The sequence below is a fragment of the Macromonas nakdongensis genome (genome assembly GCF_002837145.1).
Classification (GTDB): domain Bacteria; phylum Pseudomonadota; class Gammaproteobacteria; order Burkholderiales; family Burkholderiaceae_C; genus Macromonas_B; species Macromonas_B nakdongensis.
Genome location: NZ_NWMV01000045.1, coordinates 1 through 12,566, shown reverse-complemented (window position 1 = coordinate 12,566; position 12,566 = coordinate 1). Strand labels below are relative to the sequence as shown.

The 12,566-nt window shown below is 65.8% G+C and carries 11 protein-coding genes, 1 tRNA gene and 1 pseudogene; 7 read left to right on the top strand and 6 right to left on the bottom strand.

Features of this window, described 5'->3' with window-relative positions; translation table 11 throughout:
• Nucleotides 1–955, top strand: a pseudogene (locus CON77_RS07485) (DUF349 domain-containing protein); the annotation flags it as partial.
• On the opposite strand, the gene CON77_RS07480 reads toward CON77_RS07485, so the two are convergent.
• The 5 genes from CON77_RS07480 to CON77_RS07460 are packed head-to-tail and all read right to left on the bottom strand — an operon-like array spanning nt 933 to nt 4,368.
• Nucleotides 933–1,823, bottom strand: a complete 891-nt coding sequence (locus CON77_RS07480; protein WP_101048549.1) for a M90 family metallopeptidase — start codon at nt 1,821–1,823, stop codon at nt 933–935. The pseudogene CON77_RS07485 and the gene CON77_RS07480 overlap by 23 nt on opposite strands.
• Nucleotides 1,824–1,848: 25 nt before the next feature.
• On the bottom strand, nt 1,849–2,610 hold the full coding sequence (locus CON77_RS07475) for a UDP-2,3-diacylglucosamine diphosphatase (RefSeq protein WP_369407347.1): 762 nt from the start codon (nt 2,608–2,610) through the stop codon (nt 1,849–1,851).
• 38 nt (nt 2,611–2,648) lie between these two features.
• Complete coding sequence (locus tag CON77_RS07470) at nt 2,649–3,155, bottom strand: peptidylprolyl isomerase (protein ID WP_101048551.1); 507 nt, start codon at nt 3,153–3,155, stop codon at nt 2,649–2,651.
• A gap of 2 nt (nt 3,156–3,157) precedes the next feature.
• Nucleotides 3,158–3,730: a peptidylprolyl isomerase gene (locus CON77_RS07465; RefSeq protein ID WP_101048548.1), complete on the bottom strand. Its 573-nt coding sequence runs from the start codon at nt 3,728–3,730 to the stop codon at nt 3,158–3,160.
• Between the two features lie 23 nt (nt 3,731–3,753).
• Nucleotides 3,754–4,368: a tetratricopeptide repeat protein gene (locus CON77_RS07460; RefSeq protein ID WP_101048547.1), complete on the bottom strand. Its 615-nt coding sequence runs from the start codon at nt 4,366–4,368 to the stop codon at nt 3,754–3,756.
• A 151-nt stretch (nt 4,369–4,519) separates the two neighbouring features.
• Here CON77_RS07460 and cysS point away from each other — a divergent pair, with 151 nt between their 5' ends.
• From cysS to CON77_RS07430, 6 genes are all read left to right on the top strand, one after another.
• Nucleotides 4,520–5,902, top strand: a complete 1,383-nt coding sequence (gene cysS, locus CON77_RS07455; protein WP_101048546.1) for a cysteine--tRNA ligase — start codon at nt 4,520–4,522, stop codon at nt 5,900–5,902.
• Nucleotides 5,903–5,911: 9 nt separating this feature from the next.
• The gene (locus CON77_RS07450) at nt 5,912–6,538 is read left to right on the top strand and encodes a DNA-3-methyladenine glycosylase family protein (protein ID WP_101048545.1); all 627 of its coding nucleotides are present in this window, start codon (nt 5,912–5,914) and stop codon (nt 6,536–6,538) included.
• Nucleotides 6,539–6,564: 26 nt separating this feature from the next.
• A complete protein-coding gene (locus CON77_RS07445) occupies nt 6,565–7,548 on the top strand; it encodes an acetyl-CoA carboxylase carboxyltransferase subunit alpha (RefSeq protein ID WP_101048544.1) in 984 nt (327 codons plus the stop codon).
• Nucleotides 7,549–7,555: 7 nt separating this feature from the next.
• Nucleotides 7,556–8,536, top strand: a complete 981-nt coding sequence (gene tilS / locus CON77_RS07440; RefSeq protein WP_101048543.1) for a tRNA lysidine(34) synthetase TilS — start codon at nt 7,556–7,558, stop codon at nt 8,534–8,536.
• Between the two features lie 71 nt (nt 8,537–8,607).
• Complete coding sequence (locus tag CON77_RS07435) at nt 8,608–9,891, top strand: aspartate kinase (protein WP_101048542.1); 1,284 nt, start codon at nt 8,608–8,610, stop codon at nt 9,889–9,891.
• 37 nt (nt 9,892–9,928) lie between these two features.
• Nucleotides 9,929–10,021, top strand: a tRNA-Ser gene (locus CON77_RS07430).
• A gap of 461 nt (nt 10,022–10,482) precedes the next feature.
• Here the strand turns inward: CON77_RS07430 and CON77_RS15140 are convergent.
• Nucleotides 10,483–12,114, bottom strand: coding sequence for a hypothetical protein (locus CON77_RS15140; protein ID WP_157826873.1), 1,632 nt, complete (start codon nt 12,112–12,114; stop codon nt 10,483–10,485).
• Nucleotides 12,115–12,566: the final 452 nt, after the last annotated feature.

Here is a 12,566-nt window from a genome sequence, read left to right as displayed (position 1 = left end):
GTGGGAGGCTTTCCGCAAACCCCTCGACGAAGCCTTCGAGCGCAAGACCGCCGAGCGCGAAAAAACCGCAGTCGCGGTGAGCGCCCACGACCAGGCCGTGCTGGCCGCCGCCAAGGCGCTGGACGCGGCCAACGCCAGCGGCGATGTGCAGCAGATCCGCGCCGCCATGGAGGCCTTGCAGGCTGCCGCCCGTGGACAGGCCGCCGTGGTGCCTGCGGCCGCCCAGGTGACCTCGGCCGAAGCCGCACCCAGCCCGAACGAGCCGGCGGCTGCCGATGGAGCCCTGTCCGAAACGCCGGCTCGCAAGCTGGTGGCCATGCGCGGTGACGACCGCCCCGGCATGAACAAGACCCAGCCCACCCCGGCACTGCGCGCGGCCGGCCGCGACGCCCGCCCGGGCGAGCGCCGCGATGCCCGTCCGGGTCGGGACGGCCGCGAAGGCCGCGCCCCTTACGGCGACCGGCCCGGCTTCGAGGCCCGGGGCCCGCGTTTGGGAGATGCGGCTTTCCGCGCCCAGCGCCAGGCCTTGGAGCACGCCGAACTGGCCCTGAAGAAGCTCGCCGCCCAGGCCCACGGCGAGGCCCTGACCCAACTGTTGTCGGCCTGGCAACAGCGCAACGCCGAGGCCGTGCCCGCGGCCCAGGCTTTGGGCGGTCGTGCCGCGGCCGCCGGCCGCGCGGCCTGGGTCCAGGCCCTGTCGCAGCCCGCGTCGTCTGCGGTCGCCCAGCAGGCGGCCCAGAGCCTGTTGCGCCTGGAAATGGCCGCCGAGGTGCCCACCCCAGCCGACCAGTTGGAAGCCCGCCGCGCCTTGCAGTTGCAGCTGTTGACGCGCCGCCACGACCCGGCCCCGGCCGACACCTGGGTCAAGGACACCGCCCAGGTGCTGGCCAGCGCCCACGACGAGGCGCTGGCCCGCCGCGTTCAGGCCGCGCTCAAGGTGCTGCTGCGCCGCTGACCGCGGGACGCCTGAAGAAGGCGTCGAACAGCGGCAGCAGTTCGGGAAAAGCCTCACCGAAGCGGGGCCGGTTCACGAAATACGCTTCGCAGGCCACGGCAAAGAACTCGGCCGGCGATTGCGCGCCGTAGGCATCCAGCCAAGGGGCGGGGGCGCCGAAGCGGTCGGCCATTTCGACCGCGCGCTGGAAGTTGGCGTGGGCACCGTACAGGGTGCGGCGCCAATGTGCCCGGGCCTGTCCGGCCGTCAGGCCCGGCCAGGCCGCGGGCAGGCGGGGGCAGCCGTCGGCGGTTTCGTCGTGCGCCTTGTGGCGCATGTCGAGCTTGTGCGCGAATTCGTGGATCACCAGGTTGTGTCCGGCCCGCGCGGCGTCGGGGTGGCCGCGCACGTGCGACCAGCTCAGCATCACCGGCCCGCCGTGCATGGCTTCGCCCAGCAGGGCTTCGGCGTAGTGGTGCACCACGCCGGCCGCATCGGTCACCTGGCGCTGTGCCAGCACCTCGCCCGGGTGGATGACGATGCCGACAAAGTCGCGGTACCACGTCAGACCGGGCAAGCCCCAGTGCAGCAGGGGCAGACAGGCCTGGGCGGCGACGGTCACGGCCATGGCATCGGTGATGTGCAGGCCCTGGGCGCCGTGGAATTCCTTGTGGGCAATGAAGTGCCGGCACAACTGCCGCAGCGCGGCCTGCTCCGCGGTGGACAGATCGGCCAGAAAAGGGTGGGCTTGCAACACGTGCTGCCACAAGCCCTCGGGGATGTCGGGTGGCGTGTGCCAGCGGCCCGCCAGTGTTCGCCACCACGGTTGGCGTCGCCAGCGTTGCCACAGGCGGCCGAACCAGTTCGCAGGTGAGGTGGGGGCAGACATCGCGCGGGGCCGTCCCAGGCCGGGCTCAGGCGACCCAGGGCCGCCGGTCCCAATGGCCGTCGGCGTGCAGGCGCAGCACCTCGCCGCGGGGCGGGTGGGCGGCGGCGTCCCAGTCGCTCAGCACCACGCGGTGCAGGCCGTCGCCCAGGTCGTGGTCGGCCGGGCGGTGGGTGTGGCCATGGATCAGCACACGGGCACCGGTGCGCTGCAGCCAGTCGCGCGCGGTCGGGGTGTCCACATCGGCGTAGCCGGCGAAGGTGGGGGCCCCAGCCCCGGCCCGGCTTTGGGCCTTGCGCGCTTCGCTGTCCTGGCGCAGGCGCCGCGCCAGTTGTTCGCGCACGTCCAGGGGCTGGGCCAGAAATTCGGTTTGCCAGGCGCGGGTGCGCACCTGGGCGCGAAAGCGCATGTACTCGTGGTCGTCCAGGCACCAGGCATCGCCGTGGCTGAGCAGGTAGCGCCGGTCATGCCAGTCGAGCACACAGGGGTCGGGCAGGGGCCGGGTGGCGCTGCGCTGGTGGAAGGCCGGGCCGAGCAGGAAGTCGCGGTTGCCGTGCATCACGTGCACCGGGCGCTGGCTGGCGCAGGCGCGCAAGGCGTCCACGCAGGTGCGGGCAAAGGCCCGCTCCGGGTGGTCGGGCGCGTCCAGCGCGTCGTCGCCCACCCAGACCTCGAACAGGTCGCCGAGGATGAAGAGCGCGTCGCAGTCGGTCGTCTGCAGGTAGCGCAGACAGGCCTGGGCCGTGCCCGGCTCGTCCGCGTTCAGGTGCAGGTCCGAGATGAAGTCCACCCGGCGCCAGCCGGGCGGCGCTGCGACGCGTGCGGTGCTCAGAGGGCGACCGCCTTTTCGATCACCACGTCGGCCACGGGCACGTCGTCGTGGAAGCCCTTGCGGCCGGTCTTGACGCCACGGATGGCGTCCACCACCTCGGTGCCCCCCACCACCTTGCCGAAGACGGCATAGCCCCAGCCTTGCAGCGAGGGTGCGGTGTGGTTGAGGAAGCCGTTGTCGGCCACGTTGATGAAGAACTGCGCCGTGGCGGAATGGGGCGCCTGGGTGCGGGCCATGGCCACGGTGTACTTGGCGTTCTTCAGGCCGTTGTTGGCCTCGTTCTCGATCTCGGCGCCGGTGGGCTTCTGCTTCATGCCGGGCTCGAAGCCGCCGCCCTGGATCATGAAGCCGTCGATCACGCGGTGGAAGACGGTGTTGTTGTAGTGGCCGTTGTTCACGTAGGCCAGGAAGTTGGCGGTGGACTTGGGCGCCTTCTCGGCGTCCAGCTCCAGGGTGATGACACCGTGGCCGGTGATGTGCAGTTCGACTTGGGGGTTGGCCATGTTCATTTCTCCAATGTGGCTTTGAGGATGGTGACGGGGGTGCTGGGCACGTTCTGGTGACCGCCGCGGCTGCCCGTGGGCACGGCGCGGATCTTGTCGACCACGTCCATGCCGCTGACGACTTTGCCGAACACGGCGTAGCCGTGGCCGTCGCGCGAGTTCGCCGCGTCAAGGAAGTCGTTGTCTTTAACGTTGATGAAGAACTGCGCGGTGGCCGAGTCCGGCACCATGGTGCGGGCCATGGCCACGGTGCCCCGCAGATTGCGCAGGCCGTTCCGGGATTCCAGCGGGATTGGGCCGCGGGTGGGTTTCTGCACCATGTCGGCGGTGAAGCCGCCGCCCTGGAGCATGAAGCCGTCGATCACGCGGTGGAAGACGGTGCCGTCGTAGTGGCCGGTTTTGACGTATTCGAGGAAGTTGTCCACGGATTTGGGCGCCTTGTCGGCGGCCAGTTCCAGCACGATGGCGCCGTGGCTGGTGTCAAGTTTGACGCGGGGGGCGGCCTGGGCGTGGGCATGGCCCTGGGCGAGCAAGAGGGCGGTCGCGCAGGCAGACAGGAGGTGGCGGCGGTTCATGGCGGCGGTTCCAAAGGGGCGGGTCAGCGCTTGGGGACGGGCGGTGCCGTCAGGGCGTCCAGCGCCTGCAGGCGGGTGTGCACGTTGGCCGTGGGACTGAGTTTGAGGCTGGTGCGGTAGGCCTGGGTGGCCAGCCGCAGGTACACATCGCCCAGGTTCTGGTGGGCGGTGGCGTAATTCGGGTTGAGCTGGATGGCGGTTTCCAGCGCGGCACGGGCTTGGTCCAGCCGGCCCGCGCCGGCGTGCAGCACGGCCAGGTTGTTGTGCGGTTCGGGCAGTTCCGGGTAGTCGCGCACGAGCGCCTCGAAGGTGGCCAAGGCGTCTTCGGTGGCCCCTTGCCGGCTTTGCGCCATGCCTTTCAGGAAGCGGGCCTGGGGGTCTTTCGGGCGTTCGGCCAGCCAGGCGTCGGCGCGTTGCAGGGCCTCGGGCAGCTGGCCGGCGTTCATCAAGCGCTGGATTTCGTCGTAGGGGGCGTCCTGGGCGACGGCGGGCAGGCCCCAGCCGGTGGCGGCCAGCAGCAGGGCTGCGCAGCCGTGGCGCAGGCCCGTGGCCCAGGCGCGGTGCGGGGCGACAGGCGCCAGCGGTGTGCCGGTGGCGGGGCGGGGGGAATGCGGGGAGAGGAAGCGGTGGGGCGTCATGGCTGTTCGCAAAAAAAGCGCGGTGGGCGCGGCGCGAACGTGCACAATACGCGTCCTTCGCGACCGACCGCTGCCCGCGACAACACGCCGGGCAACGGCGCCGATATACTGAAAAGATTGTATCTGAGGGGTCTTTCACCCCCAGCTCCCCATGACTTTGCGCATTTACAACTCCCTCACGCGCCGCGTGGACGCGTTCACGTCCCTGGAGCCTGGCCACGTCCGCATGTACGTCTGCGGCATGACGGTCTACGACCTGTGCCACCTGGGCCACGCGCGCTCCATGGTCGCGTTCGACGTGGTGCAGCGCTGGCTCAAGGCCAGCGGCTACCGCGTCACCTACGTGCGCAACGTCACCGACATCGACGACAAGATCATCGCCCGTGCCCTCCAAAACGGCGAAACCATCCGTTCCCTGACCGACCGCATGGTGGACGCCCTGCACCAGGACGCCGACGCGCTCAAGATCGAACGCCCGACTTTCGAGCCTCGTGCCACCGAGTTTGTGCCCCAGATGCTGAGCCTGATCGGCCAGCTGGAGCGCAAAGGCCTGGCCTACCGCAGCCCCAACGGCGACGTGAACTACGCCGTGCGCCAGTTCGCCGGCTACGGCAAGCTGTCGGGCAAGAGCCTGGACGACCTGCGCGCCGGCGAGCGCGTGGCGGTGGACGACGGCAAGCAGGACCCGCTGGACTTCGTGCTGTGGAAAGCGGCCAAGGCCAGCGAGCCCGACGAGGCCAAGTGGGACGGCGCCTACGGCCTGGGCCGACCGGGCTGGCACATCGAATGCTCGGCCATGAGCTGCGAGATGCTGGGTGAGAGCTTCGACATCCACGGCGGCGGGGCCGACCTGCAGTTCCCGCATCACGAAAACGAGATCGCTCAGAGCGAAGGCGCCACCGGCCAGCCGCTGGCCACGGTGTGGATGCACAACGGCTTTGTGCGGGTGGACAACGAGAAGATGTCCAAGAGCCTGGGCAACTTCTTCACCATCCGCGAGGTGCTGGCCAAGTATGACGCCGAAACCGTGCGCTTCTTTATCCTGCGCGCCCACTACCGCAGCCCCTTGAATTACAGCGACGCCCACCTGGACGACGCCAAGGCCGCCTTGAAGCGCCTGTACACCGCGCTGGACTCGGTGCCTGCCGCCGATGTGGCCATCGACTGGACCGAGCCGCACGCCGCGCGCTTCCAGGCCGCGATGGACGAGGACTTTGGAACCCCCGAGGCCGTGGCTGTGCTGTTCGAGCTGGCCGGCGAGGTCAATCGCGGCCGCTCGCCCGAGAAGGCCGGTTTGCTCAAGGCCTTGGGCGCCACCCTGGGCCTGCTGCAGGAAGAGCCCAAGGCCTTCCTGCAAGGCGGCAGTGCCACGGGTGGGCTGGACGAAGCCGCCATCCAGGCCCAGATCGACGCCCGTGCCGCAGCCAAGGCCGCCAAGAACTGGGCCGAGGCCGACGCCATCCGCAAAGCCCTGCTCGAACAGGGCGTGGTGCTGAAGGACAGCCCCAGCGGCACCACCTGGGAACGGGCCTGAGCCGCAGACATGACCGTTTCCGCACCCCCGTATTGGGCCGCCGCCTGCGAGCACCTGATGCAGCGCGACCGCGTGATGAACAAGCTCATCCCGCAGTTTCCCGATGTCAGCCTGCAGTCCCGTGGCGACCCCTTCACCACCCTGGCGCGCAGCGTCATCGGCCAGCAGATCTCGGTCAAGGCCGCACAGGCGGTCTGGAACCGTTTTGCCGCCCTCATGCCCGCCATGGAGCCGGCCCAACTGCTGCGCCTGAAGGTGGACGACATGCGCGCCGCCGGCCTGAGCGCGCGCAAGGTCGAATACCTGGTCGATCTGGCCCTGCATTTCGACAACGGCAGCCTGCGCCCCGAGGCCTGGCAGGACCAGGACGACGAAGCCATCATCAAACAGCTGGTGGCGATCAGGGGCATTGGCCGCTGGACCGCCGAAATGTTCCTCATCTTCTACCTGATGCGGCCCAACGTGCTGCCGCTCGACGACGTGGGGCTGATCCGCGGCATCAGCCAGGGCTATTTTTCCGGCGACCCGGTCAGCCGCAGCGACGCGCGCGAAGTGGCCGCCGCCTGGGCCCCGTACTGCAGCGTGGCGACTTGGTATATTTGGCGCTCGTTGGACCCGGTACCGGTGGCGTACTGACCTATAAAGACCACAGGAGTTTTGCCTTGGCCAAAAAGAATTTTCTGGATTTCGAGCAGCCCATTGCCGAACTCGAAACCAAGATCGAAGAACTGCGTTACGTGCAGTCCGAATCCGCGGTGGACATCTCCGACGAGATCGACCAGCTCAGCAAGAAAAGCCAGCAGCTCACCAAGGACATCTACAGCAACCTCTCGCCCTGGCAGATCACCAAGATCGCCCGCCACGCCGACCGGCCTTACACGCTGGACTACGTCAACGAGATCTTCACCCATTTCGTTGAGCTGCACGGCGACCGGCATTTTGCCGACGACCTCGCCATCGTCGGCGGTCTGGCCCGCTTCAATGGCCAGCCCTGCATGGTGATCGGCCATCAGAAGGGCCGCGACACCAAGGAGCGCACCGCCCGCAACTTCGGCATGACCCGCCCGGAAGGCTACCGCAAGGCGCTGCGCCTGATGAAGCTGGCCGAGAAGTTCAAGCTGCCAGTTTTCACCTTCGTGGACACGCCGGGCGCCTACCCCGGCATCGACGCCGAGGAGCGCGGCCAGTCTGAAGCCATCGGCCGCAACATCCTCGAGATGGCGCAGCTGGAAGTGCCCATCGTTTCCACCATCATCGGCGAAGGCGGCTCCGGCGGGGCCCTGGCCATTTCCGTGGCCGACCAGGTGCTGATGCTGCAGTATTCCGTCTATTCGGTGATCAGCCCCGAAGGCTGCGCCTCCATCCTCTGGAAGACCAGCGACCGCGCCAGCGACGCCGCCGAGGCCCTGGGCATCACCGCGCACCGCCTGAAGGCGTTGGGCCTGGTGGACAAGATCGTCAACGAACCCGTGGGCGGCGCCCACCGCGACCACAAGCAGATGGCCGCCTACCTCAAGCGCGCCCTGAACGACGCCTACCGCCAGGTGGCCGACCTCAAGGTCAAGGACCTGATCGACCGCCGCCACGAGCGCCTGAACGGCTACGGCCGCTTCACCGACACCAAGGCCGAAGGCCGCCGCGGCTGACCGCGGCATGGCCGGGGCCTGCCTTCCTGCGGCCGAAACGGCGCTGCGGGCCTGGGCCGCGCGCCAGCCCATGCTCGACGCTGGGGGCGCGCAGCCCTGGGCGGTGGCCTACAGCGGCGGCGCCGATTCCACTGCCTTGTTGTGGGCGGCGCAGCGCCTGTGGCCCGGCCAGGTGCAGGCTTTTCACATCCACCACGGCCTGCAGGCCGTGGCCGACGACTTTGCCCACCACGTGGTGCAGACCTGTGCGGCCCTGGGCGTGCCTTTGCGGCTGGTGCGGGTGCAAGCGGGCCACGCCCCTGGCCAGAGCCCAGAAGATGCCGCACGCCAAGCGCGTTACGCCGAGCTGGCACGCCTGGCGCAGGCCCACCAAGTTGACTGGGTGCTGCTGGGCCAGCACGCCCAGGACCAGGTGGAAACCGTGCTGCTGGCCCTGACGCGCGGTGCCGGTGTGCCCGGCCTGGCCGGCATGCCCGAGGCGATGGAGCGCCACGGCGTGCGCTTTGGGCGACCCTTGCTGCACACCGACGGCCGCGTGCTGCGCGCCGAACTGGCCGCGCAGGGCGTGGCGCACGTGCAAGACCCCAGCAACCAGGATGAACGCTACACCCGCAACCGCATCCGCGCCCGGCTGGTGCCCGGCTTGCTGGAGGCTTTCCCCGCCAGCCTGGACACCTTCGGTCGCAGTGCCCGCGCGCTGGCCCAGGCCCAGCGCGTGCTGGCCGAGGTGGCCGAACAGGACTTGCAGGCCGTGGGCCAGCCCCCCGCCATCGCCGCCGTGCGGCGCCTCGGTCGCGACCGCCAGGCCAACCTGCTGCGCCACTGGTTGCGCCAGGGCTGGGGCGTGGCCCCGAGCGAAGCCCAGTTGCTCGAGCTGTTGGACCAGTTGGCGGCCTGCGCCACGCGCGGCCACCGCATCCAACTGAAAGTGGCCGATGGCCGCGTGCAGCGCCAGGGGGCGGTGCTCGTGTTTGCACGAGATTTATAATCTGCGGTTTTGCGTTTGGCCGCCGGCAGCGCGAAAAATCCTTACACCGGCGCGTACCTCTCCCTGATTCAATGGCACTGATCGTTCACAAATACGGCGGCACCAGCATGGGCTCGACCGAGCGCATCCGCAACGTGGCCAAACGCGTCGCCAAGTGGCACCGCGCCGGACACCAGATGGTGGTGGTTCCCAGCGCCATGAGCGGCGAAACCAACCGCCTGCTGGGCCTGGCCAAGGAACTGGCTCCGGCCAAGCCGGGCGATGCCTATGGCCGCGAGCTTGACCAACTGGCCGCCACCGGCGAGCAGGCCTCCTCGGCGCTGCTGGCTATTGCCCTGCAGGCCGAAGGCCTGGACGCGGTGAGCTTTTCCGGCTGGCAGGTCCCCATCAAGACCAATAGCGCCTACACCAAGGCCCGCATCGAGTCGATCGACGACGTCCGCGTCAAGGGCGAGTTGAACGCCGGCAAGGTGGTCATCATCACCGGCTTCCAGGGCATCGACGAGGGCGGCAACGTGACCACCCTGGGCCGTGGCGGTTCCGATACCTCGGCCGTGGCCGTGGCCGCCGCCATCAAGGCCGACGAGTGCCTGATCTACACCGACGTGGACGGCGTCTACACCACCGACCCGCGCGTGGTGCCCGAGGCCCGCCGCATGGAGCGCGTGAGCTTCGAGGAAATGCTGGAAATGGCCAGCATGGGCTCCAAGGTGCTGCAAATCCGCTCGGTGGAATTTGCCGGCAAATACCGTGTGCCGATGCGCGTGCTCTCCAGCTTCACGCCCTGGGACATCGACCTGAACGAAGAAGCCCGCTCGGGCACCCTGATCACTTTCGAGGAAGACGAACAAATGGAACAAGCCATCGTTTCCGGCATTGCCTTCAACCGCGACGAAGCCAAGGTCTCTGTGCTGGGCGTGCCCGACACCCCGGGCATCGCTTTCCAGATTCTGGGCGCCGTGGCCGCGGCCAACGTCGAAGTGGACGTGATCATCCAGAACATCAGCAAAGACGGCAAGACCGACTTCAGCTTCACCGTCAATCGCAACGACCTGGCCAAGACGCTGGACCTGCTCAAAGGCGAAGTGGCGCCGAAGCTGGGCGCCGCTGAGGTGCTGGGCGATGCCAAGATCTGCAAGGTCAGCATCGTCGGCATCGGCATGCGCAGCCACGTGGGTGTGGCCAGCCGCATGTTCCGCTGCCTGAGCGAAGAGGGCATCAACATCCAGATGATTTCCACCTCCGAAATCAAAACCTCGGTGGTGATCGACGAGAAGTACATGGAGCTGGCGGTGCGCGGCTTGCACCGCGAGTTTGCCCTGGACCAGCCGGTCGATTCTTTGGCCAAGGCCTGAAGGAGGGCCCCGGTTTTGGGGCATAATACGAGCTTACGGAGTGATGACCGAGTGGCCGAAGGTGCTCCCCTGCTAAGGGAGTATGGGATGTAGAGTCTCATCGAGGGTTCGAATCCCTCTCACTCCGCCAGTAAGTCAAAGCCCCCGCATTGCGGGGGCTTTTTTACTGGGGCTTTTGCTCTTTTTCCCAGGTAAGAGCGGCCTGCAATCGCTCTCTGGCCCTGCTCGGCAGCACCTAGCTGCAACGCGGTAGCGGCTACTTTCTCTACCCCCTCTGAAACCCAGTGTCGCTTTTGGTGAAGTTTTCACCGGATAGGGTGCTGCCTCTCGCTTGACTGTTCAAGTCCAGTCCCAAGTTTGGGTGTATAGCTATCAATCAACGACAAGTCTGCAGCGATTGCTGTCGGTCAACCGCTAACACCGAACTCACGGTCTCGGTCGCATTGCTGCCAACCGGTCCCGCCTCCCTTGGACTGAGAGTCGATGTTGAACCGCAGTGCAGGACCATCAAACTGACCAATTTAACAAGCCGTTCTGCGCCTGATGCTCGTTCGGACAAAACATGACTGCGACGGTCTCAGCATCAAACACCTACAAACCCCGCGCCTTATCCTCGGCCTCCGTCAACGCAAGGTCGAAGCTCTGCAACTCGGCCCTTAGTATGTGATCCACCTCATCAAAGCTTATTCGAAGCTCTTTCACATAGCTGGCATTGATTGAAGTGTCATATGGCGTAATCAAGCTTTCACGCAGTGCTGATTCGAGTCGAGCAAGCCGTGGATAGTGGCGTAGTTCTGCAAGCGTCCGCATCGTCATCGTCAATAGCTCAACCTTCAAGCCTTGCGTGAGTTGAGGCGAACACAATATTGGCTCCAATATTCGACCCATTGCCTGGGCGGCCTCAAACGAGATGAGGATGTGCATACCGTCACGCGCATCGGGGTCAACCAACGCATCCCCTTCGGTAAGCGGGATTCCGTCGTCTATCCAATCCCTGGTGGAAGCGACCAGTTCGTAGAGCAAGTAGCAGAGAGGCGTCGGGAACTCATGATTCTGGTCGTCTGACCGAAGATCCCTGGCTCGCGATACAAGCTTACGGCTGAAGTGAGGGAAATAGTGAAGCCAAAGGTGATCAGGGAGGCGTTGATGCAGCCCTTCGAGGATCATGATTCCGAAGAAGCTGATCCCAGCGAAAACCGGACAGCGGTACTTGCCAGCCTCTGGGTATGTGAACAATGGGCCGTTCAACTTGGCGAGCAACGCATCGTCGGCGTCGATCCGCGACAAGACAGCTTCACCCACGGAGCGGTACACACCAAGCTTGGCTGCGACTGTTACGTCCTTGAGGTAGAACGCTAACAGCCGATTCTCCTCCGGAATTGCAAGCCGGTGCCCAGCTCCGCCAGTGAGGTTCTGGCTGTTCTTCAACTCGGAGTAAATGACGCTGCTTTCATTGGCCAGCAATGCCTCGAAGAACTCGTCCTCGAATTCCTCGAGGATCATTCCCGCCCGCTCTGCCACGTTGAGGCACAGGTAGGGCCTAGCCAATGCCAAATAGGCAACGAAATCTCTAGATGAAAGCAATGTCCGAACGACCGTCCGGGCTCGTTGGCGTGGACCTTGAGCCGGGCCAATTGCTCTCGCCGCTCTTGTTCTAAGCCAACTTCCAAGTAGAGCAAGTCTGCTCTGGCTTGCAGAACGAATCGTGATTTGCCCGTCTTCACCCTTGTCCAAGACGATTGGAAGCAGAGGCGGCTGCAGCCAAGTCGCAACTCGGCCACTAATGCTATCCGCATTTGCAAAAGCCATCGTCGCTTCGAGATGGTGATCTAGAAGGGTTGCTAGCTCCTCAAACTTACGGGAATGGAGCAATGAGGTTGCCAACTTCTCAAAGAGGGGAAGGTTTCTGCGATTCAATCGCGTTCGACGCGACCGCAGGTAGACGAATCCTGCGAGTGCCAGAAAGAGCAGGTACTGCGCTCCTCCTTTGTCGAAGCCCCAGCGCCACGGTCCAATGACCCAATAAAGTCCTCGGTCACGCAGCACAGGCTCGAAATACAGAACGTGGATTGCGAACAGCGCGCCCCAGATAATTGCCCAATCCAACCGCGACAAACTGAGTTGGAAGCTCAGCCTGGCAGTGGAAGGAACTAACGCCCAAACTGCAGCGATTAGGCCCAGCATTGTCAGCAGGGCGCTTGTGTCAATTCCGGAACCGTTCATTCAGACGAATTGTGATGGTGGTACATGGCAACGGCAAGTATGCGATTCAGAAGCTACATATGCCTTGAGTGGCTTGAGTGGCATACTATCTTGAAGCCGTAATGCAAGAGTCAGCACCCCGGCGCGGAAAGGGAGTCCATGCAGATCAGACAGCTCAGGATCCAGAACTTTCGAGGTATCGCCACTCTCAACTGGAAGCCCGGCTCGCCTTTCTGCTGCCTCATCGGCGCGGGAGACTCGGGAAAATCGACGCTCCTCGACGCTCCTCGACGCTCCTCGACGCTCCTCGACGCTCCTCGACGCTGTCGAAGCCACGCTCTCATCCCGTTGGTTCTCCTTCACGGAGCCGGACTTCCTGGACTGCGACACCACGAAGACCATCGTGATTGAGGCGACCGCGGGCGAGCTCTCCAAAGCGTTGAAATCCGATGAGTGAACCGCCCCGGGTTTCA

Coding starts and splice junctions, on each gene's coding strand:
- CON77_RS15140 (WP_157826873.1), bottom strand. CDS start 12,114: ATGAACGGTTCCGGAATTGACACAAGCGCCCTGCTGACAATGCTGGGC.
- CON77_RS07480 (WP_101048549.1), bottom strand. CDS start 1,823: ATGTCTGCCCCCACCTCACCTGCGAACTGGTTCGGCCGCCTGTGGCAA.
- CON77_RS07435 (WP_101048542.1), top strand. CDS start 8,608: ATGGCACTGATCGTTCACAAATACGGCGGCACCAGCATGGGCTCGACC.
- tilS (WP_101048543.1), top strand. CDS start 7,556: ATGGCCGGGGCCTGCCTTCCTGCGGCCGAAACGGCGCTGCGGGCCTGG.
- CON77_RS07470 (WP_101048551.1), bottom strand. CDS start 3,155: ATGGCCAACCCCCAAGTCGAACTGCACATCACCGGCCACGGTGTCATC.
- cysS (WP_101048546.1), top strand. CDS start 4,520: ATGACTTTGCGCATTTACAACTCCCTCACGCGCCGCGTGGACGCGTTC.
- CON77_RS07460 (WP_101048547.1), bottom strand. CDS start 4,368: ATGACGCCCCACCGCTTCCTCTCCCCGCATTCCCCCCGCCCCGCCACC.
- CON77_RS07450 (WP_101048545.1), top strand. CDS start 5,912: ATGACCGTTTCCGCACCCCCGTATTGGGCCGCCGCCTGCGAGCACCTG.
- CON77_RS07465 (WP_101048548.1), bottom strand. CDS start 3,730: ATGAACCGCCGCCACCTCCTGTCTGCCTGCGCGACCGCCCTCTTGCTC.